Raw genomic sequence first — 23,652 nt, 5'->3', positions numbered from 1 at the left:
AGGTCTCTCAACCTGGGGCTTTTTTACGCTGCGCCCTCAGCGCCGCCCTTCCAGCGCCATGCGCACGGCCAGCCCTGCCAGCACCGTCCCCATCAACCAGCGCTGTACCAACTGCCATAGCGGTTTGGCCGCCAGAAACGAGGCAATGGAGCCCGCCGACAGGGCGATCAACGCGTTAACGCTCACACTGATCATGATCTGGGTAAACCCCAGCACGAGGGACTGCGCCAGCACACTGCCGTGGCCATCGGGCACGATGAATTGGGGCAGCAACGACAGGTATATCACCGCAACTTTCGGGTTCAGTAGGTTGGTGACAAAGCCCATCATAAACAACCTGCGCGGTCCGTCCTGAGGCAGATCGCGCAACTGGAACGCCGACCGCCCACCGGGCTTCACCGCTTGCCAGGCCAGGTACAGCAAATACAACGCGCCGCCGAGCTTGAGCGCGTCATACGCAAAGGGCACCGCCATCAGCAGAGCGGTAATACCCAGCGCCGCGCAGAGCATATAAACCACAAAACCCAACGCCACGCCGCCCAGGGAAATCAAGCCCGCGACCCGCCCTTGGCAGATCGAGCGGGAGATCAGATAGATCATGTTCGGGCCGGGCGTCAGCACCATCCCGAGGCAAATCAGACCAAACGCCAGCAGGCTCGACAGTTCGGGCATGGGTAACTCCTATATGTAATGCCAGCCGCGGGCGCGCGGTCGCGGGTGGCGGGATGCGCACGATGGTAGGGCGGCCGAAGGCGGCGCGTTAGATACAGATGGCCCGACAAAACGTCATACAGGCACGCAGCCATGAGACGGAGCGTCTCAATCGCCCAGCGCTTTTCAGAGGGCTGATTCAGGGCGTCTCATTCGACGGTGATTGCGGCCAGCGCGGGTTGTGCCACGGATCGCTCTAAAAAACGCCTGTGCGAGGATTTTCGCGCAGCTGGCACCGGCCTTGCTCTGGCCCTCGCAACCCCCCGCGGGGTTTGTCATTCACTGCCGTTTCAAGGAGCCTTGCCATGACCCTAACGATCAACCCGCAACGCAGCATGCGTGCCGCTGTCTGGCACGGCCGTCACGATATCCGCGTCGAAGATGTTCCCCTGCCCGATGCGCCGCCCGCCGGCTGGGTGCAGATCCGCGTGCAATGGTGCGGCATTTGCGGCTCCGATCTGCATGAGTACGTGGCCGGGCCGGTGTTTATCCCGGTCGATGCGCCGCACCCGCTGACCGGCATCAAGGGCCAGTGCATCCTCGGTCACGAGTTCTGTGGCGAAATCGTCGAACTCGGCGCCGGCGTGCAAGGCTTCAGCGTCGGCGAACCGGTGGCGGCCGATGCCTGCCAACATTGCGGCACCTGCTACTACTGCACCCACGGCCTGTACAACATCTGTGAAAACCTGGCGTTCACCGGGCTGATGAACAACGGCGCCTTCGCCGAACTCGTCAACGTACCCGCCAACCTGCTGTACAAGCTGCCCGCCAACTTTCCCGCCGAAGCCGGTGCACTGATCGAGCCCCTCGCGGTGGGCATGCACGCCGTGAAAAAGGCCGGTAGCCTGCTGGGGCAAAACGTCGTGGTGGTCGGCGCCGGCACCATCGGCCTGTGCACCATCATGTGCGCCAAGGCGGCAGGCGCGGCCCAAGTGATCGCCCTGGAAATGTCCGGAGCCCGCAAGGCCAAAGCCAAGGAAGTGGGCGCGACCCACGTACTCGATCCCAACCAATGCGACGCCCTGGCCGAAGTACGCCGCCTCACCGGCGGGCTCGGCGCGGACGTCAGCTTCGAATGCATCGGCAACAAACACACCGCCAAACTCGCCATCGACCTGATTCGCAAAGCCGGCAAATGCGTCCTGGTGGGCATCTTCGAAGAGCCCAGCGAATTCAACTTCTTCGAGCTGGTGGCCACCGAGAAACAGGTACTGGGTGCGCTGGCCTATAACGGCGAATTCGCCGACGTGATCGCGTTCATCGCCGATGGGCGGCTGGATATCACGCCGCTGGTGACGGGGCGCATTCAGCTGGAACAGATCGTGGGGGCGGGTTTCGAGGAACTGGTTAAAAACAAGGAACACAATGTGAAGATCATTGTGTCGCCAGCGCGGGTTTGAAGGGGGGAGGGGTGATGGTTGTGGCTTGATACCAACACACATGAAAAAGCCCCAGGTCTTTCGGCCTGGGGCTTTTTTATCTGTATCTGGTGCACCCGGCGGGATTCGAACCCACGACCCCTGCCTTCGGAGGGCAGTACTCTATCCAGCTGAGCTACGGATGCAATGCGGGCGCCATGATACTCATCTGGCCGGGGGGCGTCCAGTTGCAGGGCGGTGAAGGGGCAAATCAGGGCAGGGTCTTACGTCTGCGGTGTCGCTGAGGGCTTGCCCGCTTGATGTCGCCGCCCGGTCCATGGGGGCTGGGTTCAGGACTCTGGCGCAGCCGTGGACTGATGCGGCGGGTGGCCGTGGGGTGGTTTGGGGGCTTTTGGCTGGGTCGTTCTGTTCTGCTCATGCCAGCGCGTCAAGGCGTCCGCGCCGCCCTCGGCGTGGGCAAACACTGGCAGGGTGGTGATTGAAGCGAGCGCGATCCACTTGATTAACGTGTTCATTCTGCAAGTACCTTCGTGAGTGGGAATAAGCAGTCGGCAATACCGCGAAAGCGGCCGACCTTCAGGTGATGGCCGTCGTTGCGTTTTCGTATCGCTCCAGCAGCCAGGCCAGGTTTCGGTAACGCGCTGCCCACTGCTCGGCGCCCAGCCGCTGCATGGACTTGGCTGCTCTGCGTGCTTGTGCGGCACCGATGGCGGTGTGGTAAGTCGAACGGGTCAGCCTTCTATTGGCCGTGGCTGCGCAGCGGGCAATCGGCGAGCCGGGGGGCAGGCGACGTGTGTGGTGTTGGAGTCGTGCCAGTTCGCGGCTGAGTTGGAGCGATAGATAGCCAGCCTCGTAATCCCCCTGACGGTGGGCGCCCAACAGGCTTTTCAAGGCGACGATGCGGTGCTGTTGTTGCGCTTGCCACCGGCGATGATTGAGCGTGTCTGCTCGATGCAGAAGCCGGCGCGTTGCGTGTAGCAGCGAGCGTTTGAGTGCTTGCACGGTGTGCTGGGGCTTTTTCGGAACAATGTTGAACGCCAGAAGGCAGATGCCCATCGCGACAAACCAGGCGAGCGCTTGGTTGACGAAGTCGGCGAAGTCGTAATGAGCGGTCGCGCCAGTGCTGACCAGCGTGTTGAACGCAATCAGGTAGGCGATCCCGATGAGGGCTTGACGAGGTCGGGTGGTGGCGTGAATGCCGAATGACCAGAACAACGCCAGCATCACTACAAGCAGTGGAAAGCCATTGATCGCCGGCATCAGTAAAAATTTGCACACAAGTGCGGCCAGCGTGGCGTAAAAGGTCCCTTTGATAAAACCGATGATGCCTTGAACCGGGTCGGGCGCCGCAGCCGATAACGTGCAGCAGGGCCCCAGCACCGCCAACAGGGTGGGGCCTTGATTCCAGCCGCTCAGGTACCACACGGCACCGGCGACCAGGGTGGCGCCCAAGGCGCGCAGACCGTTGCGGGCGGCGTCCTGATAGTTGCGATGAAACCCCTTCACCGTTTGGCGCGCTTGGGTGTCGCGCTCAAGGCTGGAGAAGCTGTGCAGGGCGGCATGCAGATCCGCAAGCTGCTCGCGCAAGCGCTCCACCCCTAGCGCCGTGAGGGCAGAGTCGGTGCGAAGGCCGCCAACCGTTTCCTCGTTCTCAAGCGCGTTCATTGCTCGTTTCACCCGATCCGCCGCCGTAGTGAAGTCGACGGTACGATCGGCTAAAGCCTCGCCCAGGTGCCGAAGCGGTTTACTGATCCGGTTCAACAACCAACCCGGGGCATCGTGATCGTCCACGCGTATATCCATAACGGCCGACTGCAACTGAGCGAGACCGGTTTGAATCACGGGCAGGCGCGTACGGATAAGCACGGACTCACCCCAGCCGATGCCGAGAAGCTCATCCACTTTGCCGATGTCCATCGACAGCTGCGCGCGCCGCGCGGCCAGCTCGGGTGTTTCTTCATTGGTGAACCGATCAGCCAACTGGTGTGCAGCGCGGGCAGACACGTCGACCAGCGCGTTCAGCAGCTTGCGATCAATGGTTTTACGACTGCCCAGCGTGGCAATAAGGCTGAGGCTGAACACGCCGACCACCACGGCGGTGCCTCGGGTCACGATGTGATCGAAGCCTTGCTCGGGGGCGACAATGGCGGGGCCCAACGCCAGGCACACGGTGTAGCCGGCGACTACCGCCGCAGTTGCCTGGTAGTGCCGCAGCAGCGTCATTGCCGCCACACATAAGCCGAGCCACAGGCCGACGCCGAAGATGAACAGCAGCATCTGCTGAGCGAACATGCCCAGCAGGATAAAGGCCGCAGTCACCCCGATAAGCGTTCCAACCATACGGTTGAAACCCTTGCCGACCACCGCCCCTTGCACCGGATGCACCAGCAGGAGCACGGTGGAGGCCGCAGAAAAAGGCGAGTCCAGTTGCAACTCAAAACCCAGCCAGAGCGCAAGGGCCGCGGCGATGATGCTGCGCAACACATACGCGAAGGTATCGGCCGTCCACGGTAGAGGTAGTGAGGCGAGCGCGTGGCGGACATACTCGGCCATCACATAAACCCCTGCAGCCAGTGGGTGAACCTCCAGTGCGACGGCGACTGTGCGTCGACAATCTCAATGCTCGCCGTCATCCCCGCCGCCAGTTCGACCCCGGCCGGAACGTTATCCAGCTCGATGCGTACAGGCACGCGCTGGGCCAGTCGTATCCAGCTGAACGTCGGGCTGACTTGAGGTAACCCGCTGTCGTTGCGCAGTTCATTGCCATCGGCGATCCCGCGGCCGATGCTGGCGACGTGTCCCTTGAGCAGTGGCGAGAAGCCCATCAACTTGATGGCTGCGGGCGCGCCTTCGCGGATGTTGGAGAGCTTGGTCTCTTCGAAATAGCCAGTGACCCAAAAGCTATGGCCATCGACCACGAACAGATTGGTATCGCCGTGGGCGGCGTAATCGCCTGGCTGTAAGCGCAGTTGAGTGACATAGCCGTCTACGGGGGAACGCAGGGTTGTGCGCTCCAGGTCCAGCCGCGCTCTGGCCAATTGGCCCTGCGCGGCATCGAGGCGAGCCTTGGCGACGTTCAGGGCGCGAGCGGCGTTGTCGATTTCCTCGCGGGCAATGGCGTCACCTAGGCGAGTGCGGCGTTTGAATTGTTCGTTGCGTTGCTCAAACACACTTTGCGCTTCGGCCAGCTCCGCCGCCCGTTGGCGCTGGGCCAGCAAATAGTCGCGCTGGTCGATGCGGTAGAGCAGATCGCCTTTGGACACCCATTGATTATCAGCCACCGCCAGGTGTTCGACCTGGCCGGACACCTCTGGGGCTATGCGAATAACTTGAGCGCTGACCCGCCCATCGCGGGTCCAGGGCGCCAACACGTAGGCACGCCACAGCTGCATGCACAGGGCGAGGGCGACAAGGCCCAGGGCCAGGGTCGCGGAGGCTTTAAGGCATTTGACGACAGACATGGGCGGCCTCACTCAAACCGTCAGAAACAGCGTGGCCAAGATGATCAGCAGCACAAAAAAGCGCGACAGGCTGGGATGCCATGTCCACTCCAAGGGGCCGTCGACTAAATGTTTCAACGCCTGGTAAGCGAGGGCCGAGGCGATCAGATAGGCCAACAGCGGAGGGATGTAGAGGTTCGCAATCGACAGTTCACTCAGCATCGTCATCACCGTAAATCGATGGGCTCGCAGGGAACGAGCGCTACTGGATGAGAATGCTACGCAACAACCGGAGGTGCCGATATCGACTACACTGCCAATTAATAATCAAATCCGGTCAATGTGAGAGATGCCAATGCAGGACGTTCAGCACCCGCCGCTGGAGCAATTCGAACTGGACGACCTCGGTCAGCCCGCCGTGGCGCTGATGCTGACCACGCAGCAGCACGCCAGGGAGTTTCCCGTGCATGAGCACCGCAAAGGCCAACTGGTCGTGGCCTGTCGCGGCGGTATCGTTTGTACGGTGGAGAATGGGGTGTGGATGGTGCCACCGGGGTTCGGTGTGTGGATTCCGGCCGGTGTGTCCCACAGCAACCGGGTCACGGCGAATGGGCAAGTGTGCTTTCTGCTGGTTGAACCTGAGGCGGCGGCGCTGCCCGATCAATGCTGCACATTGGCGTTGTCACCGGTGATTCTCGAACTGATCTTTCATCTCAGCGCTCAGGACCAGGCGTACCCGGCGGACTCTCCCACGGCTCGGTTGACCAGCGTATTGCTCGAACAGCTGGAAATGGCACGCTGCGAGCAGTTGTACCTGCCCCTTCCTGCCGCTTCCCCCTTGCGCACCATCGCCAAGGCCCTGGCGCAGGACCCTTCCAACCGCTCGACCATCGCCGATTGGGCGCGGCAGGTGGCCATGAGCGAGCGCTCGCTGGCTCGGCTGGTCAAAAGCGAAACCGGCCTGACCTTTGGCCAGTGGCGCCGGCAATGGCAGTTGATCGTGGCATTGCAGAGCCTGGCGGAAGGAGAGACCGTCCAACGCACTGCCGAAGTGCTGGGTTATGAGTCGGTGAGCTCTTTTATCAGCATGTTCCGAAAGACCCTGGGCGCGTCGCCGGCGCGGTACGTGCGCAGTACTGGCATGGCCAAGACTTCGGCAGCGCCTACGCTGGTCAGATAACGTCAGCGAATTCGCCGTTTTCGTTCTTTTTTTCGAACATCCTATTGCCCTGCACCCCCATTGATCCTAGGATTCGTTTGAGATTTCAAACGCTCTGTCTCCCGTGCGCTTTTTCGCTTCACTCGCGCGCAGGGGCTGATTTCCCTGACGGCAGCCCACAAGGCGCCTTTCAACAACTCTAATTCGCTCCGCGTGCGCGCGGTGCTGTTAAGGAAACCCGACATGCAGCTTAAAGATGCCCAGTTGTTCCGCCAGCAAGCCTTTATCGATGGCGCTTGGGTCGATGCGGACAACGGCCAGACCATCAAGGTCAACAACCCGGCCACCGGTGAGATTCTCGGCACCGTGCCAAAGATGGGCGCCGCAGAAACCCGCCGCGCCATCGAAGCCGCCGACAAGGCGCTGCCAGCCTGGCGCGCACTGACCGCCAAGGAGCGCGCCAACAAGCTGCGTCGTTGGTTCGAACTGCTGATCGAAAACCAGGAAGACCTCGGTCGCCTGATGACCCTCGAACAAGGCAAGCCGCTGGCCGAAGCCAAGGGCGAAATCGTCTACGCCGCGTCCTTTATCGAGTGGTTCGCCGAAGAAGCCAAACGCATCTACGGTGACGTGATCCCCGGCCACCAGCCTGACAAGCGCCTGATCGTGATCAAGCAGCCGATCGGCGTGACCGCTGCGATCACCCCGTGGAACTTCCCGGCCGCGATGATCACCCGCAAAGCCGGCCCGGCCCTGGCCGCCGGTTGCACCATGGTCATCAAACCGGCTTCGCAAACCCCATTCTCGGCCCTGGCCCTGGTGGAACTGGCGCACCGTGCCGGTATCCCGAAAGGCGTGTTGAGCGTAGTCACCGGCAGCGCCGGCGACATCGGCGGCGAGCTGACCAGCAACCCGATCGTGCGTAAATTGTCCTTCACCGGCTCGACCGAAATCGGTCGCCAGTTGATGGCCGAATGCGCCAAGGACATCAAGAAAGTGTCCCTGGAACTGGGCGGCAACGCGCCGTTTATCGTGTTCGACGACGCCGACCTGGATAAGGCCGTCGAAGGCGCGATCATCTCCAAGTACCGCAACAACGGCCAGACCTGCGTCTGCGCCAACCGCCTCTACATCCAGGATTCGGTGTACGACGCGTTCGCGGAAAAACTCAAGGTGGCGGTGGCCAAGCTCAAGATCGGCAACGGTCTGGAAGAAGGCACCACCACTGGCCCGCTGATCGACGACAAAGCCGTGGCCAAGGTGCAGGAGCACATCGCCGATGCGGTGAAGAAGGGCGCCAAGCTGCTCAGCGGCGGTAAGGTGATTGAAGGCAACTTCTTCGAGCCGACGATTCTGGTCGATGTGCCTAAAGACGCTGCCGTGGCCAAGGAAGAAACCTTCGGCCCGCTGGCGCCGCTGTTCCGCTTCAAAGACGAAGCCGAAGTGATCGCCATGTCCAACGACACCGAATTCGGCCTGGCTTCCTACTTCTATGCTCGCGACCTGGGCCGTGTGTTCCGCGTGGCCGAAGCCCTGGAATACGGCATGGTCGGCGTCAACACCGGGTTGATCTCCAACGAAGTGGCGCCGTTTGGCGGCATCAAGGCCTCGGGCCTGGGCCGTGAAGGGTCCAAGTACGGGATCGAGGATTATCTGGAAATCAAATACCTCTGCCTGGGCATCTAAGCCCCGTAAGAGATTGCAGTAAACGCAGAGGGCACGAGAGCGCTGACCCTTTGCGTGTGTCACATCGTTATTCGTAGTGGCCGGGAAAGCTGTGGCAGTCGATCATCGCATGCTGCCGTAGTTGCCTCCCCGCCACGTATTCCTTGGACCACGCCACCCGATGAGTGGCGAATGAGGACTTTATGAGCAAGACCAACGCATCCCTGATGAAACGCCGCGAAGCCGCTGTACCGCGCGGTGTCGGCCAGATCCACCCGATCTTCGCCGAATCGGCGAAGAACGCCACCGTGACCGACGTTGAAGGTCGCGAGTTCATCGACTTCGCCGGCGGCATCGCCGTGCTGAACACCGGCCACGTGCACCCAAAAATCATCGCCGCCGTGACCGAACAGCTGAACAAGCTGACCCACACCTGCTTCCAGGTCCTGGCCTACGAGCCTTACGTGGAGCTGTGCGAAAAAATCAACGCCAAGGTCCCTGGTGATTTCGCCAAGAAAACCCTGCTGGTCACCACCGGTTCCGAAGCCGTTGAAAACGCCGTGAAAATCGCCCGCGCCGCCACCGGCCGTGCCGGCGTGATCGCCTTCACCGGCGCTTACCACGGCCGCACCATGATGACCCTGGGCCTGACCGGTAAAGTCGTGCCTTACTCGGCCGGCATGGGCCTGATGCCCGGCGGTATCTTCCGCGCGCTGTACCCGAACGAACTGCATGGCGTGAGCATCGACGATTCGATCGCCAGCATCGAACGCATCTTCAAGAACGATGCCGAACCGCGCGACATCGCCGCGATCATCATCGAGCCGGTGCAGGGCGAGGGCGGTTTCTACGTCGCGCCAAAGGCCTTTATGAAGCGTCTGCGCGAACTGTGCGACAAGCACGGCATCCTGTTGATCGCCGACGAAGTGCAAACCGGTGCTGGCCGTACCGGTACCTTCTTCGCCATGGAACAGATGGGCGTCGCCGCCGACCTGACCACCTTCGCCAAGTCCATCGCTGGCGGCTTCCCGCTGGCCGGTGTGTGCGGCAAGGCCGAGTACATGGACGCCATCGCCCCAGGCGGCCTGGGCGGCACCTACGCCGGTAGCCCGATCGCCTGCGCCGCGGCACTGGCGGTAATGGAAGTGTTTGAAGAAGAGCACCTGCTGGACCGCTGCAAAGCCGTCGGCGAGCGCCTGGTGACTGGCCTTAAAGCTATCCAGGCCAAGTACCCGGTGATCGGCGAAGTACGTGCCTTGGGCGCGATGATCGCGGTGGAGTTGTTCGAAGACGGCGACAGCCACAAGCCGAACGCTGCCGCCGTGGCAGCGGTAGTGGCCAAGGCCCGTGAAAAGGGTCTGATCCTGCTGTCTTGCGGCACTTACGGTAACGTCTTGCGCGTACTGGTGCCGCTGACCTCGCCGGACGAGCAGTTGGACAAAGGCTTGGCGATCATGGAAGAGTGCTTCTCTGAACTCTGATAACGACCGCTGACAAAAAAACCGCTTCGGCGGTTTTTTTGTGCCCGTAGATTGTACGGCGCACGCCGCGTTGACTATGGTTCAGGCATTGCCGATGGAGCGTGACGGATGACTGCGGTTGATTTACCGGCTGTACCCCGTGTGTTGATTGCCGAGGCGGACCCTTGGTCGCAAGACCTGCTCAAGCAGGTCCTGCTTGCGGTGCGTTGTGACGCCCGGCTTGATGTGTGCGCCGACGGGCAGCAGGCTGCGACCCTGCTGCGCGACAAGCCCTACGATCTGATCCTGGCCGACTGGGAGTTGCCGGTCATCGACGGCTTGGATCTGCTGCGCGCGGTGCGTCAGCAGCGCCGTACGCCGCCTCTGCCATTTATTTTGCTGAGCAGTCGCAATGACAGTGCCAGCGTGCGCGAAGCCTTGCCCCTGGCACCCACGGCATACCTGACCAAACCGCTGAACATGCAGGCGCTGACCCAGCGTCTGCAGGACTTGCTGCTTAACGAAGGCGAAAGTGTGTATTGCGAAGTACCGGCGCTGGCGCCGGGCATGACGTTGCCGGGGTTTCTGGAGCAGCGTCGCGAAGCGTCCGATGGCGCACCGCTGCGGGTCGATGTGCAAGCGGCCGTGCAGCACAGCCTCGGCTCCGAGGGCCTGGACCTCAAACGCCTGGAAGAACAGGTGCGCACGGACCCGCAAATCACCGCCGTGCTTATCGCCGCCGCCAACAGCGCCGGCCATCACGGCGCACCGGTGCAGACTCTGCACGCGGCGTTGCACACACTGGCGCCGGGGCAAAGCATGAACCTGATCCTGGGCCTGGCGCTCAAGCACAACGTGGTACTCGGCGATCCGGTGCTGGCGGCGTACGCCGAGCGCTATTGGCAGTTGTCCCAAGACACGGCGGATTACGCGCTGCTGCTTGCGCACTTGCTTGATCTGGATCGCGAGCGCTGCTACAGCGCCGGCATCCTGCATCAGCTGGGGGACCTGGCGCTGTTGCGCAGCCTGGAAGACTGGCGCCGGGGCGGTGGGGAGCTGGACGACAAAGTGATTGGCGAGTCCCTCGACACTTTTGGCGCCGCCTTCGGCTCGTCGCTGCGCGCGCGCTGGCGCTTGCCGCTGGAACTGCGTCAGCTGATTGCGGCGAGCTATTCCCTGGAGGGCGGGGTGTATGCCCGTGATGCGCTGGCGGTGAACCTGGCCGCGCAAATGGCGCGGTTGACTGAGCACGAAGGCTTGGAAGCGTTGGCCGACGGCAAGACGGCACGTTTGCTCAAGATCGGCTTGTCGGAGTTGACGCGGATTCGCAAAAGGCCGGTGGGCTAAAAGTCGACGGTGGCGACGATGATGCGGTTCTTGCCCTGGCGTTTGGCTTCGTACATGGCGGCATCGGCACGGGCGAACAGGTTGTCCAGGGTTGAGTCTTCTTCGCTGAGGTTGGCCAGGCCCTGGCTGACGGTCACGCCAAATGCCTGGCCTTCGTAGCTGAAGTTCAGCGCTTGAATCTCTTTACCCAGACGTTCTGCCACCTGCAGCGCCATCTCCGGCGCGCAGCCAGGTAGCACGGCGGCAAACTCCTCGCCGCCAATACGCCCGAACAGGTCGCCACGGCGCAGCACCCCTCGGCCACTTTCGGCGATACGCCGTAGTACTTGGTCACCTTCCAGGTGGCCATAGGTGTCGTTGATGTCCTTGAAGTCGTCGATGTCCAGCAACAGAAAGGCCAGCGGCGCACCCTGTACGCTGGCGGTGTCGAAGGCTTGGTTGGCGCACTCGAAGAAGTGCCGGCGATTGCTGCTCTGGGTCAGCACGTCAGTGGTGGCCAGGCGGTGCAACTCCAGCTCCAGTTGCTTCTTTTCGGTGATGTCCTCGGCTATGCCCACCACGATCACCGGCTCGCCAGGCTCGACCTGCTGGTTGATGTAGCACTTGTCGCTCAGCCAGCGAATCTTGCCTTCGGCGGTGATGATGCGGTATTCGCGGTTTTCCACCGCGCCCTGTTCCAGCACGCGGGCCAGGCTTTGTTCGGCGTAATCGAGGTCTTCGGGGTGAATGCTGTTGCGCCATTCGCGATGATCGGCCAACAGCAGGCTGGCAGGGCGGCCGAAGACGCGTTCGTAGGCCGGGCTGACGTACAACACGCGGCGCGTCTCCCACTCCATGGCCCAGAGCACGGCATTCACACTCACCAGCAGCGAGCTGAGCAGTTGTTCGCGTTCGCTCAGCCGCTCGACTTCACCCTGAGCATGCACCAACGCCAGCAGGGTCGAAGCCGCAGCCGGAAGCGGTTGTTCGGCAGTGGGCGGGTCAGGTAAATGAGGCTTTTCTTGAACCATCGGCACAACTCTCTCTGGGCGCGCCGCAAGGCGAAGCAGCGGTCACAACAAGGGGCCACCATGATGGCGAAGTGTTCTTTGAGAGAGGCGAATTGCGGTGAAGTTCCGTCAACGGTATCGATTGGCGGCGCCCGGTAAATGACGCCAAAAACAGGTCGCGTGGGAGGGCGAGCCCTCCCACGGCAGGGTCACACGGCGGCAGGGCGCAGCGAGTAGGTTTTCAACTGGTGGGCAAAATCCCGCAGGGATTGGATGCCACTGGCTTCGGCTTCGTGTACCCATTCCTTGATGGCTGCCAGCATGTCGTGACCATTGGCGCTGGTCTTGACCCAGATCTGTTGCAGCGCCAGACGCTTCTCGTAGATCACCTTCAGCGCCTGGCTGTGCTCCAGCATGCTTTGGATGCGCAAGTGATGGCGATCATCCAGCAGGCTGGTTTCCCGCGACAGCAGGCGCTTGGCCCGATGGAATTGGTGCCGCACCGAGTGATCGACTTTTTCCAGTTCCTGTTTGACCAGCGGGCCAATCACCAACTTGCGGTACTGGGCCATGATCTGGAAGCGGTTGTTGAGGATCGCCATGGCGGTATCCATGTCCAAATGGCCTTTGCCCTCCACGCGATGGGCAATCGGCGCCACGCGCTGCACCTTGGCCAGGCGCAGGAAGCTGAACACCTTGATCCACGCCCAACCCAGGTCGAACTCCCATTTCTTCACCGACAACTTGGCGGAGTTCGGGTAGGTGTGGTGATTGTTGTGCAGTTCTTCACCGCCGACGATGATGCCCCACGGCACCAGGTTGGTGGCCGCGTCGCGGCATTCGAAGTTGCGATAGCCCACCGCATGGCCCAGGCCGTTGATTACGCCGGCAGCCCAGAACGGGATCCACATCATCTGGATCGCCCAGATAGTGATGCCGATGGTGCCGAACAGCAGCAGATCGATCACGCCCATGATCGCCACGCCCAGCAGTGGGTAGGGGGTGTAGAGGTTGCGTTCGAGCCAGTCGTCCGGGCAGTTCTTGCCGTAGATACGCAGGGTCTCGGGGTTCTCCGCCTCGGCGCGGTAGAGTTCGGCACCCTTGCGCAGGACGGTAGACAGGCCCTTGATCACCGGGCTGTGGGGGTCGTCGACGGTTTCGCATTTGGCGTGGTGTTTGCGGTGGATGGCGGTCCACTCGCGGGTGTTCTGCGCCGTGGTCAGCCACAGCCAGAAGCGGAAGAAGTGTTTAAGCCCGGCATTGAGCTCCAGGGAGCGATGGGCGGAATAGCGGTGCAGATAGACGGTGACCGCAATGATGGTCACGTGGGTCATCAACAGAGTGACTGCCACCAGTTGCCAGGCCGACAAGTCAAGAAAACCGTTGTACCACATAGGCTGTATGGCCCTCAGATAAAGAAAAGAACAGCTCACGCATTATCACTAAGCCTACAGAGAAAACCAGCCGCCCTTTCAGATAAGACTTACTGGATGTTTCTTATTCTATAATCCGCAGCTTCGTGGGGCGATTCTGTTTTTTGGGTAAGGATTACTGAACCTATGCTGCTTTCATACCGAGGTGCCCTGCGCGCGGGGCTGGTATATCTGCTGGTTTCCGTCTTATGGATCGGGCTCACGCAGCGTGTATTGATCGAGTTCTTCGATAACCCCAGCGACATGAGTCAATGGATGCAGGTGCGCGGCTACGTGTGGGTGGCCATTACAGCGCTGGTGATCTCCCTGATATGCGCGCACTTCGCCCGGGCTCACCTGCTGTTGCAGCCGACCAAGGAGTACCGCGAGCGCCTGCGCCAGGCCGCCGCCGTGTTCGATTGCACTCGTGAAGGCGTGCTGGTCACCGATGCCCAGGGCCTGATCGTGCACGTCAATCGTGCGTTTATGGAGATCACCGGATACCGGCGCGACGACGTGATGGGCCAGCAGCCGAGCTTGTTCAAGTCCGGGCGCCATTCGTCGCTTTTTTACCAACAGATGTTCCAAGCCTTGGAGCGCACGGGCGAATGGAGCGGTGAAATCTGGAATCGGCGCAAAAGCGGCGAAATCTACCCGCAATGGCAAACCATCCGGGTGATTCACGATGATCATGGCCACATCAGCCATTACGTCGCGGTGTTTTCCGATATCAGCGCCATCAAGAACTCCGAGCACGAGCTGGCTCACCTGGCGCACCACGACCCCCTGACCGACCTGCCCAATCGTCTGCTATTCACCGACCGCACCGAACAGGCGCTGGCCTCGGCGCAAATCCACAAACGCGGTTGTGCTTTGCTGTTGCTCGACCTGGATCACTTCAAAATCATCAATGACAGCCTCGGCCATAACGTCGGCGATCAATTGCTCAAACTGGTTGCCGAGCGGCTCCAGAGCCTGTTCGGCCCCGGCGTGACCCTAGCGCGGCTGGGCGGGGATGAATTCGCGGTGCTGGCGGAAAGTTGTCCACAGGTGGTGCAGGCCGCGGCATTGGCTCAGCGCATGCTCGATGTGATGAAGCAACCGTTCATCTTTGACGGCCATCAGCTGTTTGTCAGTGCCAGCATCGGTATCAGTTTGTTCCCCAACGACGCCCTCAGCGCCGAACAACTGCTGCGCAACGCCGATTCCGCGCTGTTCAAAGCCAAGGGCGTCGGTCGCGAAAGCTACGCGCTGTACACCGAGGAACTCACGGCCCATGCACAGAACCGCGTGGAGGTGGCCAGCGAGCTGCGTCGCGCCCTCGAACAGCAGGAACTGCGCGTGTATTACCAGCCAGTGCACGACCTGACGGGCAGCCGCCTGGTGGGCTTGGAAGCGTTGGTCCGTTGGCAGCACCCGGAGCGCGGCCTGGTACCGCCCATCGAATTTATCCCGATTGCCGAACGCACTGGCCTGATCGCAGAGATCGACGCCTGGGTCATGGACCAAGCCTGCCGCCAGATGTGCCAATGGCTGGCCGACGGCGTAAGGCTGAGCTTTGTCGCCGTCAACGTGTCCAGCCGCCTGTTCGCCCGGCGCGAGCTGTACGAGCAAGTCGCCCAGGTGCTGCATGACACCGGTTTGGACCCGGCATTCCTGGAACTGGAAGTCACCGAAAGCGCGGTGATGGACGACCCCGAGGCGGCCCTGGAACAGCTGCATCGCCTGCGCGAATTGGGTTTGCGCCTGGCGATCGACGACTTTGGCACCGGCTATTCCTCCCTGCTGCGCCTCAAGCGCCTGCCCGTGCAGAAGCTCAAGATCGATCAGGGGTTTGTCGCCGGGTTGCCATGGGATGAAGACGACATGGCGATCGTGCGCGTGGTCATCGCCCTGGCCAAAAGCATGGGCATGCAGGTGCAGGCCGAGGGTATCGAACAGGTGGAGCAGGCGCGGTTCCTGTTGGAGCAGGGCTGTGATCTGGGCCAAGGGTATTGGTTTGGCCGGCCGATGTCAGCGTCTGAAATAGATTGGCACCGCGCGCCCCTCATCCAAACTTGAAATGTGGGAGGGGGCTTGCCTCCTTTCTAACGCTCCACGCCTTGCCAGAAAATTCTTTTTGGTTATATAAAAATTCTTAAATAGTATTTTTAAGAATATTCACGCTTATCTACTATCGCTCTCACGCCGCAAGCAGTGCCGCCACTGCCAGGCACTATTCATTTCAGGAGCGAGACCATGAGCGCATCTCTACGTAGCGTCGACGGCCAGGACGAAGCAACCATCTTGCGTGAGATCCAGAGCGCCCTGCGCGATCTGCGTTTTGGCGCGGTGGAAATCACCGTGCACAACGCCCAAGTGGTGCAGATCGAGCGCAAGGAAAAATTCCGTTTGCAGAACCCCGGTAACAAACCGAGCTAAGCGCTGACGGCGATAGACCCGCAACTATAAGAAAAAGCCAACACCCCAGAATTTCAGGAGCTTCTATGTCGTCGATTCGCCGTTATGCCCTGGCCGCCCTGGCCAGCGCCGTGTTTGCCGGTTCCGCGGTTGCCAAGGACTACGAGCTGCTCAATGTCTCGTACGATCCGACCCGCGAGCTGTACCAGGATTACAACGCGGAATTCACCAGCTTCTGGAAACAGTCCCATCCCGGCGACACCGTCAAGATCCAGCAATCCCACGGCGGTTCTGGCAAGCAAGGCCGTGCGGTGATCGACGGCCTGCGGGCCGACGTAGTGACCCTGGCCCTGGCCGGTGACATCGACGAAATCGCCAAACTGGGCAAAACCCTGCCGGAAAACTGGCAGACCCGCCTGCCGGACGCCAGTACTCCGTACACCTCGACCATCGTGTTCCTGGTGCGCAAGGGCAACCCCAAAGGCATCAAGGACTGGGGCGATCTGATCAAGAAGGACGTCTCGGTGATCACGCCGAATCCGAAAACTTCCGGCGGCGCCCGCTGGAACTTCCTCGCCGCGTGGGCCTATGGCCTCAAGGCCGGCGGCAGCGAAGCCAAGGCCCAGGAATACGTGAAGGAACTGTTCAAGCACGTACCGGTGCTGGACACCGGCGCACGCGGCTCGACCATCACCTTCGTCAACAACGGTCAGGGCGACGTGTTGCTGGCCTGGGAAAACGAAGCGTTCCTGGCGCTCAAGGAAGACGGCGGCAAAGACAAATTCGATATCGTCGTACCGTCCCTGTCGATCCTCGCCGAACCGCCGGTAGCGGTGGTGGATAAGAACGCCGAGAAGAAGGGCAACACCGAAATCGCCACGGAATACCTCAAGCACCTGTACAGCCCCGCTGGCCAGGAGATTGCGGCGAAAAACTTCTACCGTCCACGGGATGAGAAAGTCGCCGCCAAATACGCCCAGCAGTTCCCGAAACTGGACTTGGTGACTATCGACAAAGACTTCGGCGGCTGGAAAACTGCCCAACCGAAATTCTTCAATGACGGTGGCGTGTTCGACCAGATCTACACGGCGCAGTAAGCCAGCAACAACCCGCCCACAGAGCCCGCATTCAGCTGCGGGTTTTGTGTGTCCGTTACGCTAACCAAGGACTCTTATGTCGCGTCGTATCTCCCCCGTCATACCCGGCTTCGGGCTGACGCTGGGTTACACCGTGGTGTACCTCAGCCTGATCGTGCTCATCCCCCTCGCGGCGATGTTCGTTCACGCCGCTCAACTCACCTGGGATCAGTTCTGGGCCATTATTTCCGCACCCCGCGTGCTGGCGGCATTGAAGCTGAGTTTCAGCACCGCGCTGTACGCCGCGTTGATCAACGGCGTGATCGGCACGCTGCTGGCCTGGGTGCTGGTGCGCTACACCTTCCCCGGTCGCAAGATCATCGACGCGATGATCGACCTTCCATTCGCCTTGCCCACCGCCGTGGCCGGTATTGCGCTGACCGCGCTGTATACGCCGACCGGCCTGGTGGGCCAGTTCGCCGCCGACCTGGGCTTCAAGATCGCCTACACGCCGTTGGGCATCACCCTGGCGCTGACCTTCGTGACTCTGCCGTTCGTGGTGCGCACGGTGCAGCCGGTACTGGCCGATATCCCGCGCGAAGTCGAAGAAGCCGCCGCCTGCCTGGGCGCCAAGCCGTTGCAGGTGTTCCGCTACATCCTCGTGCCGGCGCTGTTGCCGGCCTGGCTGACCGGTTTCGCTTTGGCGTTCGCCCGTGGCGTGGGGGAGTACGGCTCGGTGATTTTTATCGCCGGCAATATGCCGATGAAAACCGAGATCCTGCCGCTGCTGATCATGGTCAAGCTCGACCAATACGACTACCGCGGCGCCACCTCCATCGGGGTGCTGATGCTGGTGGTTTCCTTTGTGCTGCTGCTGATCAACTTGCTGCAGCGGCGTATCGAACGTCCTTAAGGAGGCGCGGAACATGTCCCAATCGTCTATTTCCGCCGCGTCCTCCAACGCCGCCCGACGTGGCAGCGCAGCGTCGCGGCGCATCCTGATCGGCTTTGGCTGGCTGGTGTTCGTGCTGTTTTTGCTGCTGCCGCTGTTTATCGTGGTGTCCCAGGGCCTGAAGAACGGCCTCGGCGCGTTCTTTACCGCGATTCTGGAACCCGATGCGCTCTCGGCGTTGAAACTCACGGTGATCGCCGTGGCCATTTCGGTGCCGCTCAACGTGGTGTTCGGCGTCAGCGCGGCGTGGTGCGTGAGCAAGTATTCGTTCCGTGGCAAAAGCATTCTGGTGACGCTGATCGACCTACCGTTCTCGGTATCGCCGGTGATTGCCGGTCTGGTGTATGTGCTGATGTTCGGCGCCCAGGGCTTCTTTGGCCCGTGGCTGCAAGAGCACGACATCCAGATCGTGTTCGCTTTGCCGGGCATCGTGCTGGCGACCATTTTCGTCACCGTGCCCTTCGTGGCCCGTGAGTTGATCCCGCTGATGCAGGAGCAGGGCACTCAGGAAGAAGAGGCCGCGCGCCTGCTCGGTGCCAACGGCTGGCAGATGTTCTGGCATGTCACCGTGCCGAACATCAAATGGGGCCTGATCTACGGCGTGGTGCTCTGCACGGCGCGGGCGATGGGGGAGTTCGGCGCGGTGTCGGTGGTGTCCGGCCACATTCGCGGCGTGACCAACACCTTGCCGCTGCATGTCGAGATTCTCTACAACGAATACAACCACGTCGCCGCGTTCGCGGTGGCGAGTCTGTTGCTGGTCCTGGCGCTCTTCATCCTGCTGCTCAAGCAGTGGAGCGAGAACCGTATCAATCGCCTGCGCGCCAGTGCGGCAGAGGAATAAGTCATGTCGATCGAAGTCCGTAACGTCAGCAAGAACTTCAACGCCTTCAAGGCCCTGGACAGCATCAATCTGGATATCCAGAGCGGCGAGCTGGTGGCGTTGCTCGGCCCTTCCGGCTGCGGCAAGACCACCTTGCTGCGCATTATCGCCGGCCTGGAAACTCCGGATGACGGCAGCATCGTGTTCCACGGCGAAGACGTGTCTGGCCATGATGTGCGTGATCGCAACGTCGGTTTTGTGTTCCAGCACTACGCGCTGTTCCGCCATATGACCGTGTTCGACAACGTCGCCTTCGGCCTGCGTATGAAACCGAAAAACCAACGGCCCAGCGAAAGTCAGATCGCGGCGAAAGTCCATGAGCTGCTGAACATGGTGCAGCTCGATTGGCTGTCCGACCGCTACCCGGAACAACTCTCCGGCGGCCAACGCCAGCGCATCGCCCTGGCCCGCGCCCTGGCGGTGGAACCCAAAGTACTGCTGCTGGACGAACCCTTCGGCGCCCTCGACGCCAAGGTGCGTAAAGAACTGCGCCGCTGGCTGGCGCGCTTGCATGAGGACATCAACCTCACGTCGGTTTTCGTGACCCACGACCAGGAAGAGGCCATGGAAGTCGCCGACCGTATCGTGGTGATGAACAAGGGCGTGATCGAGCAAATCGGCTCACCGGGCGAGGTGTACGAAGACCCGGCGAGTGACTTCGTGTACCACTTCCTCGGCGACTCCAATCGCCTGCACTTGGGCGAAGACCAGCACGTGCTGTTCCGCCCCCATGAAGTGTCGCTGTCGCGCCATGAACTGGAAGACCACCACGCCGCCGAAGTCCGCGATATCCGCCCGTTGGGAGCGACGACGCGAGTGACCTTGAAGGTGGAGGGTCAGCCCGAACTGATCGAAGCCGAAGTGGTGAAAGACCACGACAGCCTGATCGGCCTGGCCCGTGGCGAAACCCTGTTCTTCAAGCCCAAGGTCTGGCAAAAAACCTGAGAACCCTGCACTACCCAATGTGAGAATGGGGCCAATGTGGGAGGGGGCAAGTCGAATCGTCGCACCGCCCCTCCCACATTCAGACCTGTCTCGGCTTTAGATCGCGGCGCGCCACCGGGCCCGAGCGTTCTTCGATCTGCCGCTTGAGCCCCTGCCGCAACCCCAGCAAAAACGCCACCTCCGCCACCACAAACAGCGGCCCCACTATCAACCCCGAAATGTCATCCACAAACGCCGGTTTCTTGCCTTCGTAATAGTGGCCGACAAACTGAATCACCCAGCCCACCACAAACAGCCCGATGCCGCTGCTCAGCCATACCAGCGTGCTGTGCGTGGCGAGTGTGTGCCCGGCCCACACCGATAAGCCCATAAGCGCGCTCATCAACACGCCGAGCGCCAGTTCCAGACGCAAGTAAAACCATGCCGACAGCAGCGCCACGATAAGCGCCGGAGATATCCACAGGCCGCCGATAGCCCAGGTGGGGCGCGACAGCAGCACGGCGACGGCGATGACGATCAACGGGATGCCGACAAAATGGCTAGCGATATTGCGCGGGTCGCGGTGGTAGGCGGCGTATTGACTGAGGTGGTCGACGAGGCTTTTCATTGTTGTTCCTCCTGTAGGATGTTTGATCATGCCCTGTCGGACCACGCCTGACTGTCAGCTGGGCGACAATCTTCGGAGCGCTCATGAACCCAGAGAACTGGCACCGCCAATTGGTCACCGGCCACTGGTTCAGCCATTTACCGGACGATTTTCAGCGTAGCCTGCTGGCGGCCGCTCGGTTGCGCACGTTGGCGGCGGGACAGTTGCTGTTCAAACGCGGCGATCCGCCCTGTGGCCTGTATGCCGTGCTCGACGGCGCGGTGCGTATCAGCGCGGTCAATGCCCAAGGCAAGGAAGCAGTATTGAGCCTGGTGGAAACCCCTTACTGGTTCGGTGAAATCTGCCTGTTCGACGGCCTGCCGCGCACCCATGATGCGCTGGCCATGGGGCCGTGCACGTTACTGCAGGTGCCGCAGGCAGCGATGCTCGCGCTGCTTGAGCGCCAGCCGGTGTACTGGCGGGAAGTGGCCCTGTTGATGAGCCATAAACTGCGGCTGTCGTTGATCAATATCGAACAGATGAGCCTGATGCCCGCGTCGGCGCGTCTGGCCCATCGGTTGCTGATGATTGCCGAAGGCTACGGCGAAATCGAACAGGTACGCCGCGTGCTGCAACTGCCCCAGGAAGACCTGGCGGCGATGTTGGGCCTGTCGCGCCAGACCATCAACAGCTTGCTCAAGAGCCTGGAGCAGCAGGGCATTATCGGCTTGAGTTACGGCGCAATCGAAGTGCTCGACCTGCCTGGCCTGCGGCGTGCCGCAGGCGCGTGAACTAGGAACCGCGGTAGGTGGAGAACCCGTACGGGCTGAGCAGCAGCGGAATGTGGTAGTGCTGGTCGGCCTGCTTGACCTGGAAAATCACCGGCACTTCCGGGAAGAACGTCTCGCGGTTGGCTTTTTTGTAATAGTCGCCGGTCTTGAACACCACGCGGTACTCGCCGGGCGTCAGGCTGCGTTCGGCGGGGAACAGTTCGGCAATGCGCCCTTGCTGGTTGGTCACGCCCTCGGACAGCGCTTGCCAGTGATCGCCCACCTGCTGTTCCAGGGTGACGCTGACGCCCGCCGACGGCAGGCCGTTTTCCAGGTTGAGAACGTGCACGCTCAGCGGGTTGCCGGCGGCCAGGGCCAGGTTGCACAGGCCGCTCAGGCTGAGGGCGGCGAGGGTCATGCTCAGGGTTTTCATGGGGAGGTCCTTTCGAGGGTTAATCACAGAGAAGTTTTCAGGCCCAGTTGCTCGGCGGCCTGGACTGCACAGGCTTCGTCCTGCGCTGCGCCACCGGCTCCGGCGATACCCAGCGCGCCGACCAGTTCGGCGTCGGCAAACAACGGCACGCCGCCACCGAGCAACAGCAATTCGGGCAAGGTGTTAAGGTTGGCCGCTTCCGGGTTGTTGCGGGCGCGCTCGGCAAATAGCCGGGTGGCGGTTTTGCTCGACAGCGCGGTGTAGGCCTTGCGTTGGCTGGCGAGGCTGTTGTGCGGCCCGACAGCGTCGGCGCGCAGGGCCACCAGCAAATTGCCGCCGCGATCGAGCACGGTCAGCGCGGCGTTGCAGTGGGCCAGGCTGGCATCGGCCAATTGGCGGGCGGTACGCAGATCCAAATCGGCATGGCGTGGCAATTGCGGTGCCGCTTGGGCGGCGCCGGTCAGGGCCAGGCTCAGAAACAAAGCAGTGCGATACATGGTGAAAGCTCCGTTGAACAGGCCACCACGGTAGCCAGTGAACGGGGTCAGAAGCCGCACAATTGGATGACAGGTTTGTCATTAAACCCAGAGGTAAGGCATGCAGGTGTTGTTAGTGGAAGACCAGCCGCAGCTGGCGCAACGCATGGCCCAAGGCTTGAGCGAGGCGGGTTTCGCCGTAGAAGTCGCGGCCAACGGCATGGCCGCGCAGCGCTTTGTGGAAAGCAGCGTGTACGACCTGGTGATCCTGGACGTGATGTTGCCGGGCCTGAATGCCTGGACGCTGCAGCAGGCGATCCGACAGCAGGGCGACACGCCGCTGTTGTTCTTGACCACACCGGGCGGGATCGAAGATCGCCTGCGCGGGTTGGAACTGCATGAGGATGACTACCTGCTCAAGCCCTTTGATGACAAGGCTCTGGTCGCGCGGGTCAAGAAGCTGTTGCGGCGCGAGCGTGGGCGCTAACCCAGGCCTTCTCTGAACTGCCCCGGCGTCATCCCCGTCCAGCGCTTGAACGCGCGGTTGAAGCTGCTGGTATCGGCAAACCCTAATAAATGGCTGATCTCGGCCAACGAACACTGCGGATCGCGCAGGTGCTGCAACGCCAGGTTCTGCCGACATTGGTTGAGCAGCGCATCGAACCGACAGCCTTCATCCGCCAGGTGCCGTTGCAGGCTGCGCAGGCTCAGGTGCAGGGCTTGGGCAACGCGTTCGGCGCTGGGCTCGCCGTCCGGTAATTGCGCTTCGATAACCGCCCGCACCTTGCGCTCCCAGGTCAGCGGTTGCAGTTGGGCGAGGGTGCGTTTGAGCACGGTTTCGTTGTGTTCGGCCAGCTCCGGGTTGGCGTCGTCCAGGTGGCTGTCGAAGTCGCGCGCGGCGAATTCCAGGCGGTCTTCGTCGGCGGCGAAAAATACCGGCGCGCGGAACACCGTTTGCCACGGCGTGGGGTCGGCCGGCGGCGGGCGGCGCAGGTACACGGCCAACGGCGCGTAATCCCGACCCAGGCGATTGCGGCAGGTGCGCACGTAAATCGCCGCGAACGCATCAATGGCCTCCAACGCTGGCGCCGGGCTGCCTGGCGGTTGCAGCAGGCGAAACCGATAACGCTCGCCATCGCCGCTCAACTCCAGGGTCAAGGCGTCACTGACCACCGGGTGGTAACGCACGATGCGTTCGAACACCTCGCGCAAACTGCCGCTGGCCACCAGCGCATAGCCCAACGCATGAAACGTGGTGGGGCTGACAAACCGCGACACCCGCAGACCGATCGCCGGATCGCCGCTGGCCTGCACCGCCAATTCCCACAGGCGCGTGGTGGCCGACAGCGGGTAGCGCGCGTTGGGGTCCTCCATCAGCTGCGGATCGAGCCCGGCCTCGCGGCATAGCGCGGCGCTGTCCAGGCCCAAGGCATCGAGCTGCTTGCGCAAGGCGCGGGTCCAGCTGGCGAGGGAGGTGGGTTCGGTCATGGCGATTGGCATGTGCGGTCAACAGGTTGGCGTGTGGGGCTAGCGTCCTGCGCAAGCGCCTGGTGCAGGATGTAAACCTCG

The 23,652-nt window shown here is 61.7% G+C and carries 24 protein-coding genes and 1 tRNA gene; 13 read left to right on the top strand and 12 right to left on the bottom strand.

Going from position 1 to position 23,652, the window contains the following annotated elements; translation table 11 throughout:
• Positions 1–36: 36 nt before the first annotated feature.
• Positions 37–672 carry a LysE family translocator gene (locus K1567_RS15090; protein ID WP_034136421.1) on the bottom strand — a complete coding sequence of 212 codons (636 nt, stop codon included), beginning with the start codon at positions 670–672 and terminating at the stop codon, positions 37–39.
• Positions 673–1,046: 374 nt separating this feature from the next.
• Between K1567_RS15090 and K1567_RS15085 the strand changes: the two genes are divergently transcribed.
• Positions 1,047–2,111, top strand: a complete 1,065-nt coding sequence (locus K1567_RS15085; RefSeq protein WP_232925220.1) for a 2,3-butanediol dehydrogenase — start codon at positions 1,047–1,049, stop codon at positions 2,109–2,111.
• Positions 2,112–2,198: 87 nt separating this feature from the next.
• Here the strand turns inward: K1567_RS15085 and K1567_RS15080 are convergent.
• The 5 genes from K1567_RS15080 to K1567_RS15060 all read right to left on the bottom strand — a co-directional run bounded on the left by K1567_RS15080 (position 2,199) and on the right by K1567_RS15060 (position 5,752).
• Positions 2,199–2,275, bottom strand: a tRNA-Arg gene (locus K1567_RS15080).
• 144 nt (positions 2,276–2,419) lie between these two features.
• The gene (locus tag K1567_RS15075) at positions 2,420–2,605 is read right to left on the bottom strand and encodes a hypothetical protein (RefSeq protein ID WP_143506442.1); all 186 of its coding nucleotides are present in this window, start codon (positions 2,603–2,605) and stop codon (positions 2,420–2,422) included.
• Between the two features lie 61 nt (positions 2,606–2,666).
• The gene (locus K1567_RS15070) at positions 2,667–4,643 is read right to left on the bottom strand and encodes an FUSC family protein (RefSeq protein WP_220698612.1); all 1,977 of its coding nucleotides are present in this window, start codon (positions 4,641–4,643) and stop codon (positions 2,667–2,669) included.
• On the bottom strand, positions 4,643–5,551 hold the full coding sequence (locus K1567_RS15065; protein WP_034095302.1) for an HlyD family secretion protein: 909 nt from the start codon (positions 5,549–5,551) through the stop codon (positions 4,643–4,645). The genes K1567_RS15070 and K1567_RS15065 overlap by 1 nt, the downstream gene beginning before the upstream one ends.
• Positions 5,552–5,563: 12 nt before the next feature.
• Positions 5,564–5,752 (bottom strand): DUF1656 domain-containing protein, encoded by a 189-nt coding sequence (locus K1567_RS15060; RefSeq protein WP_034095412.1) that lies wholly within the window; start codon positions 5,750–5,752, stop codon positions 5,564–5,566.
• Positions 5,753–5,885: 133 nt separating this feature from the next.
• Here K1567_RS15060 and K1567_RS15055 point away from each other — a divergent pair, with 133 nt between their 5' ends.
• The 4 genes from K1567_RS15055 (at position 5,886) to K1567_RS15040 (ending at position 11,161) form a co-directional block, all read left to right on the top strand.
• Positions 5,886–6,710 (top strand): helix-turn-helix domain-containing protein, encoded by an 825-nt coding sequence (locus K1567_RS15055; protein ID WP_034111272.1) that lies wholly within the window; start codon positions 5,886–5,888, stop codon positions 6,708–6,710.
• 222 nt (positions 6,711–6,932) lie between these two features.
• The gene (gene gabD, locus K1567_RS15050) at positions 6,933–8,375 is read left to right on the top strand and encodes an NADP-dependent succinate-semialdehyde dehydrogenase (protein ID WP_099312140.1); all 1,443 of its coding nucleotides are present in this window, start codon (positions 6,933–6,935) and stop codon (positions 8,373–8,375) included.
• Between the two features lie 182 nt (positions 8,376–8,557).
• Positions 8,558–9,835 (top strand): 4-aminobutyrate--2-oxoglutarate transaminase, encoded by a 1,278-nt coding sequence (gabT, locus tag K1567_RS15045; protein WP_034095305.1) that lies wholly within the window; start codon positions 8,558–8,560, stop codon positions 9,833–9,835.
• Positions 9,836–9,943: 108 nt separating this feature from the next.
• The gene (locus K1567_RS15040) at positions 9,944–11,161 is read left to right on the top strand and encodes an HDOD domain-containing protein (RefSeq protein ID WP_184336719.1); all 1,218 of its coding nucleotides are present in this window, start codon (positions 9,944–9,946) and stop codon (positions 11,159–11,161) included.
• On the opposite strand, the gene K1567_RS15035 is transcribed toward K1567_RS15040, so the two are convergent.
• Complete coding sequence (locus K1567_RS15035) at positions 11,158–12,171, bottom strand: sensor domain-containing diguanylate cyclase (protein WP_034111275.1); 1,014 nt, start codon at positions 12,169–12,171, stop codon at positions 11,158–11,160. The genes K1567_RS15040 and K1567_RS15035 overlap by 4 nt on opposite strands.
• A 188-nt stretch (positions 12,172–12,359) precedes the next feature.
• Complete coding sequence (gene desA / locus K1567_RS15030; protein ID WP_034095308.1) at positions 12,360–13,544, bottom strand: delta-9 fatty acid desaturase DesA; 1,185 nt, start codon at positions 13,542–13,544, stop codon at positions 12,360–12,362.
• Positions 13,545–13,709: 165 nt separating this feature from the next.
• Between desA and dibA the strand changes: the two genes are divergently transcribed.
• The 6 genes from dibA (at position 13,710) to K1567_RS15000 (ending at position 19,818) form a co-directional block, all read left to right on the top strand.
• Positions 13,710–15,623, top strand: a complete 1,914-nt coding sequence (gene dibA / locus K1567_RS15025; RefSeq protein WP_220698611.1) for a phosphodiesterase DibA — start codon at positions 13,710–13,712, stop codon at positions 15,621–15,623.
• Between the two features lie 177 nt (positions 15,624–15,800).
• Positions 15,801–15,983 carry a sulfur starvation response protein OscA gene (oscA, locus tag K1567_RS15020; RefSeq protein ID WP_007941032.1) on the top strand — a complete coding sequence of 61 codons (183 nt, stop codon included), beginning with the start codon at positions 15,801–15,803 and terminating at the stop codon, positions 15,981–15,983.
• Positions 15,984–16,048: 65 nt separating this feature from the next.
• The gene (locus tag K1567_RS15015) at positions 16,049–17,059 is read left to right on the top strand and encodes a sulfate ABC transporter substrate-binding protein (protein ID WP_034095310.1); all 1,011 of its coding nucleotides are present in this window, start codon (positions 16,049–16,051) and stop codon (positions 17,057–17,059) included.
• A gap of 76 nt (positions 17,060–17,135) precedes the next feature.
• The gene (gene cysT / locus K1567_RS15010) at positions 17,136–17,951 is read left to right on the top strand and encodes a sulfate ABC transporter permease subunit CysT (RefSeq protein ID WP_220698610.1); all 816 of its coding nucleotides are present in this window, start codon (positions 17,136–17,138) and stop codon (positions 17,949–17,951) included.
• 13 nt (positions 17,952–17,964) lie between these two features.
• The gene (gene cysW, locus K1567_RS15005; RefSeq protein WP_034111277.1) at positions 17,965–18,834 is read left to right on the top strand and encodes a sulfate ABC transporter permease subunit CysW; all 870 of its coding nucleotides are present in this window, start codon (positions 17,965–17,967) and stop codon (positions 18,832–18,834) included.
• Positions 18,835–18,837: 3 nt separating this feature from the next.
• The gene (locus K1567_RS15000) at positions 18,838–19,818 is read left to right on the top strand and encodes a sulfate/molybdate ABC transporter ATP-binding protein (RefSeq protein ID WP_220698609.1); all 981 of its coding nucleotides are present in this window, start codon (positions 18,838–18,840) and stop codon (positions 19,816–19,818) included.
• Between the two features lie 79 nt (positions 19,819–19,897).
• Here K1567_RS15000 and K1567_RS14995 read toward each other — a convergent pair whose 3' ends face one another.
• Complete coding sequence (locus K1567_RS14995; RefSeq protein WP_034095314.1) at positions 19,898–20,425, bottom strand: DUF962 domain-containing protein; 528 nt, start codon at positions 20,423–20,425, stop codon at positions 19,898–19,900.
• Between the two features lie 83 nt (positions 20,426–20,508).
• Between K1567_RS14995 and K1567_RS14990 the strand changes: the two genes are divergently transcribed.
• Positions 20,509–21,195 carry a Crp/Fnr family transcriptional regulator gene (locus tag K1567_RS14990; protein ID WP_169868601.1) on the top strand — a complete coding sequence of 229 codons (687 nt, stop codon included), beginning with the start codon at positions 20,509–20,511 and terminating at the stop codon, positions 21,193–21,195.
• Position 21,196: 1 nt separating this feature from the next.
• Here the strand turns inward: K1567_RS14990 and uraH are convergent, their stop codons facing one another.
• Positions 21,197–21,607 carry a hydroxyisourate hydrolase gene (uraH, locus tag K1567_RS14985; RefSeq protein ID WP_169868600.1) on the bottom strand — a complete coding sequence of 137 codons (411 nt, stop codon included), beginning with the start codon at positions 21,605–21,607 and terminating at the stop codon, positions 21,197–21,199.
• A 23-nt stretch (positions 21,608–21,630) separates the two neighbouring features.
• A complete protein-coding gene (locus tag K1567_RS14980; protein ID WP_034095317.1) occupies positions 21,631–22,104 on the bottom strand; it encodes a heme-binding protein in 474 nt (157 codons plus the stop codon).
• Positions 22,105–22,204: 100 nt separating this feature from the next.
• Here K1567_RS14980 and K1567_RS14975 point away from each other — a divergent pair, with 100 nt between their 5' ends.
• On the top strand, positions 22,205–22,570 hold the full coding sequence (locus K1567_RS14975; RefSeq protein WP_034095318.1) for a response regulator transcription factor: 366 nt from the start codon (positions 22,205–22,207) through the stop codon (positions 22,568–22,570).
• Here K1567_RS14975 and K1567_RS14970 read toward each other — a convergent pair.
• Complete coding sequence (locus tag K1567_RS14970) at positions 22,567–23,571, bottom strand: AraC family transcriptional regulator (protein ID WP_034095319.1); 1,005 nt, start codon at positions 23,569–23,571, stop codon at positions 22,567–22,569. The genes K1567_RS14975 and K1567_RS14970 overlap by 4 nt on opposite strands.
• Between the last annotated feature and the right edge of the window lie 81 nt (positions 23,572–23,652).

This window comes from Pseudomonas sp. S5F11 (assembly GCF_019641515.1).
Lineage (GTDB): Bacteria > Pseudomonadota > Gammaproteobacteria > Pseudomonadales > Pseudomonadaceae > Aquipseudomonas > Aquipseudomonas rhodesiae.
This window is presented reverse-complemented; position numbering and strand designations above follow the sequence as displayed.

Coding starts and splice junctions, on each gene's coding strand:
- K1567_RS14970 (WP_034095319.1), bottom strand. CDS start 23,571: ATGACCGAACCCACCTCCCTCGCCAGCTGGACCCGCGCCTTGCGCAAG.
- uraH (WP_169868600.1), bottom strand. CDS start 21,607: ATGAAAACCCTGAGCATGACCCTCGCCGCCCTCAGCCTGAGCGGCCTG.
- gabT (WP_034095305.1), top strand. CDS start 8,558: ATGAGCAAGACCAACGCATCCCTGATGAAACGCCGCGAAGCCGCTGTA.
- K1567_RS15085 (WP_232925220.1), top strand. CDS start 1,047: ATGCGTGCCGCTGTCTGGCACGGCCGTCACGATATCCGCGTCGAAGAT.
- K1567_RS15065 (WP_034095302.1), bottom strand. CDS start 5,551: ATGTCTGTCGTCAAATGCCTTAAAGCCTCCGCGACCCTGGCCCTGGGC.
- gabD (WP_099312140.1), top strand. CDS start 6,933: ATGCAGCTTAAAGATGCCCAGTTGTTCCGCCAGCAAGCCTTTATCGAT.
- desA (WP_034095308.1), bottom strand. CDS start 13,544: ATGTGGTACAACGGTTTTCTTGACTTGTCGGCCTGGCAACTGGTGGCA.
- K1567_RS15035 (WP_034111275.1), bottom strand. CDS start 12,171: ATGGTTCAAGAAAAGCCTCATTTACCTGACCCGCCCACTGCCGAACAA.
- K1567_RS15055 (WP_034111272.1), top strand. CDS start 5,886: ATGCAGGACGTTCAGCACCCGCCGCTGGAGCAATTCGAACTGGACGAC.
- oscA (WP_007941032.1), top strand. CDS start 15,801: ATGAGCGCATCTCTACGTAGCGTCGACGGCCAGGACGAAGCAACCATC.
- K1567_RS14975 (WP_034095318.1), top strand. CDS start 22,205: ATGCAGGTGTTGTTAGTGGAAGACCAGCCGCAGCTGGCGCAACGCATG.
- K1567_RS15040 (WP_184336719.1), top strand. CDS start 9,944: ATGACTGCGGTTGATTTACCGGCTGTACCCCGTGTGTTGATTGCCGAG.
- cysT (WP_220698610.1), top strand. CDS start 17,136: ATGTCGCGTCGTATCTCCCCCGTCATACCCGGCTTCGGGCTGACGCTG.
- K1567_RS15090 (WP_034136421.1), bottom strand. CDS start 672: ATGCCCGAACTGTCGAGCCTGCTGGCGTTTGGTCTGATTTGCCTCGGG.
- dibA (WP_220698611.1), top strand. CDS start 13,710: ATGCTGCTTTCATACCGAGGTGCCCTGCGCGCGGGGCTGGTATATCTG.
- K1567_RS14990 (WP_169868601.1), top strand. CDS start 20,509: ATGAACCCAGAGAACTGGCACCGCCAATTGGTCACCGGCCACTGGTTC.
- K1567_RS15070 (WP_220698612.1), bottom strand. CDS start 4,643: ATGGCCGAGTATGTCCGCCACGCGCTCGCCTCACTACCTCTACCGTGG.
- K1567_RS15060 (WP_034095412.1), bottom strand. CDS start 5,752: ATGCTGAGTGAACTGTCGATTGCGAACCTCTACATCCCTCCGCTGTTG.
- cysW (WP_034111277.1), top strand. CDS start 17,965: ATGTCCCAATCGTCTATTTCCGCCGCGTCCTCCAACGCCGCCCGACGT.
- K1567_RS14980 (WP_034095317.1), bottom strand. CDS start 22,104: ATGTATCGCACTGCTTTGTTTCTGAGCCTGGCCCTGACCGGCGCCGCC.
- K1567_RS15015 (WP_034095310.1), top strand. CDS start 16,049: ATGTCGTCGATTCGCCGTTATGCCCTGGCCGCCCTGGCCAGCGCCGTG.
- K1567_RS15075 (WP_143506442.1), bottom strand. CDS start 2,605: ATGAACACGTTAATCAAGTGGATCGCGCTCGCTTCAATCACCACCCTG.
- K1567_RS15000 (WP_220698609.1), top strand. CDS start 18,838: ATGTCGATCGAAGTCCGTAACGTCAGCAAGAACTTCAACGCCTTCAAG.
- K1567_RS14995 (WP_034095314.1), bottom strand. CDS start 20,425: ATGAAAAGCCTCGTCGACCACCTCAGTCAATACGCCGCCTACCACCGC.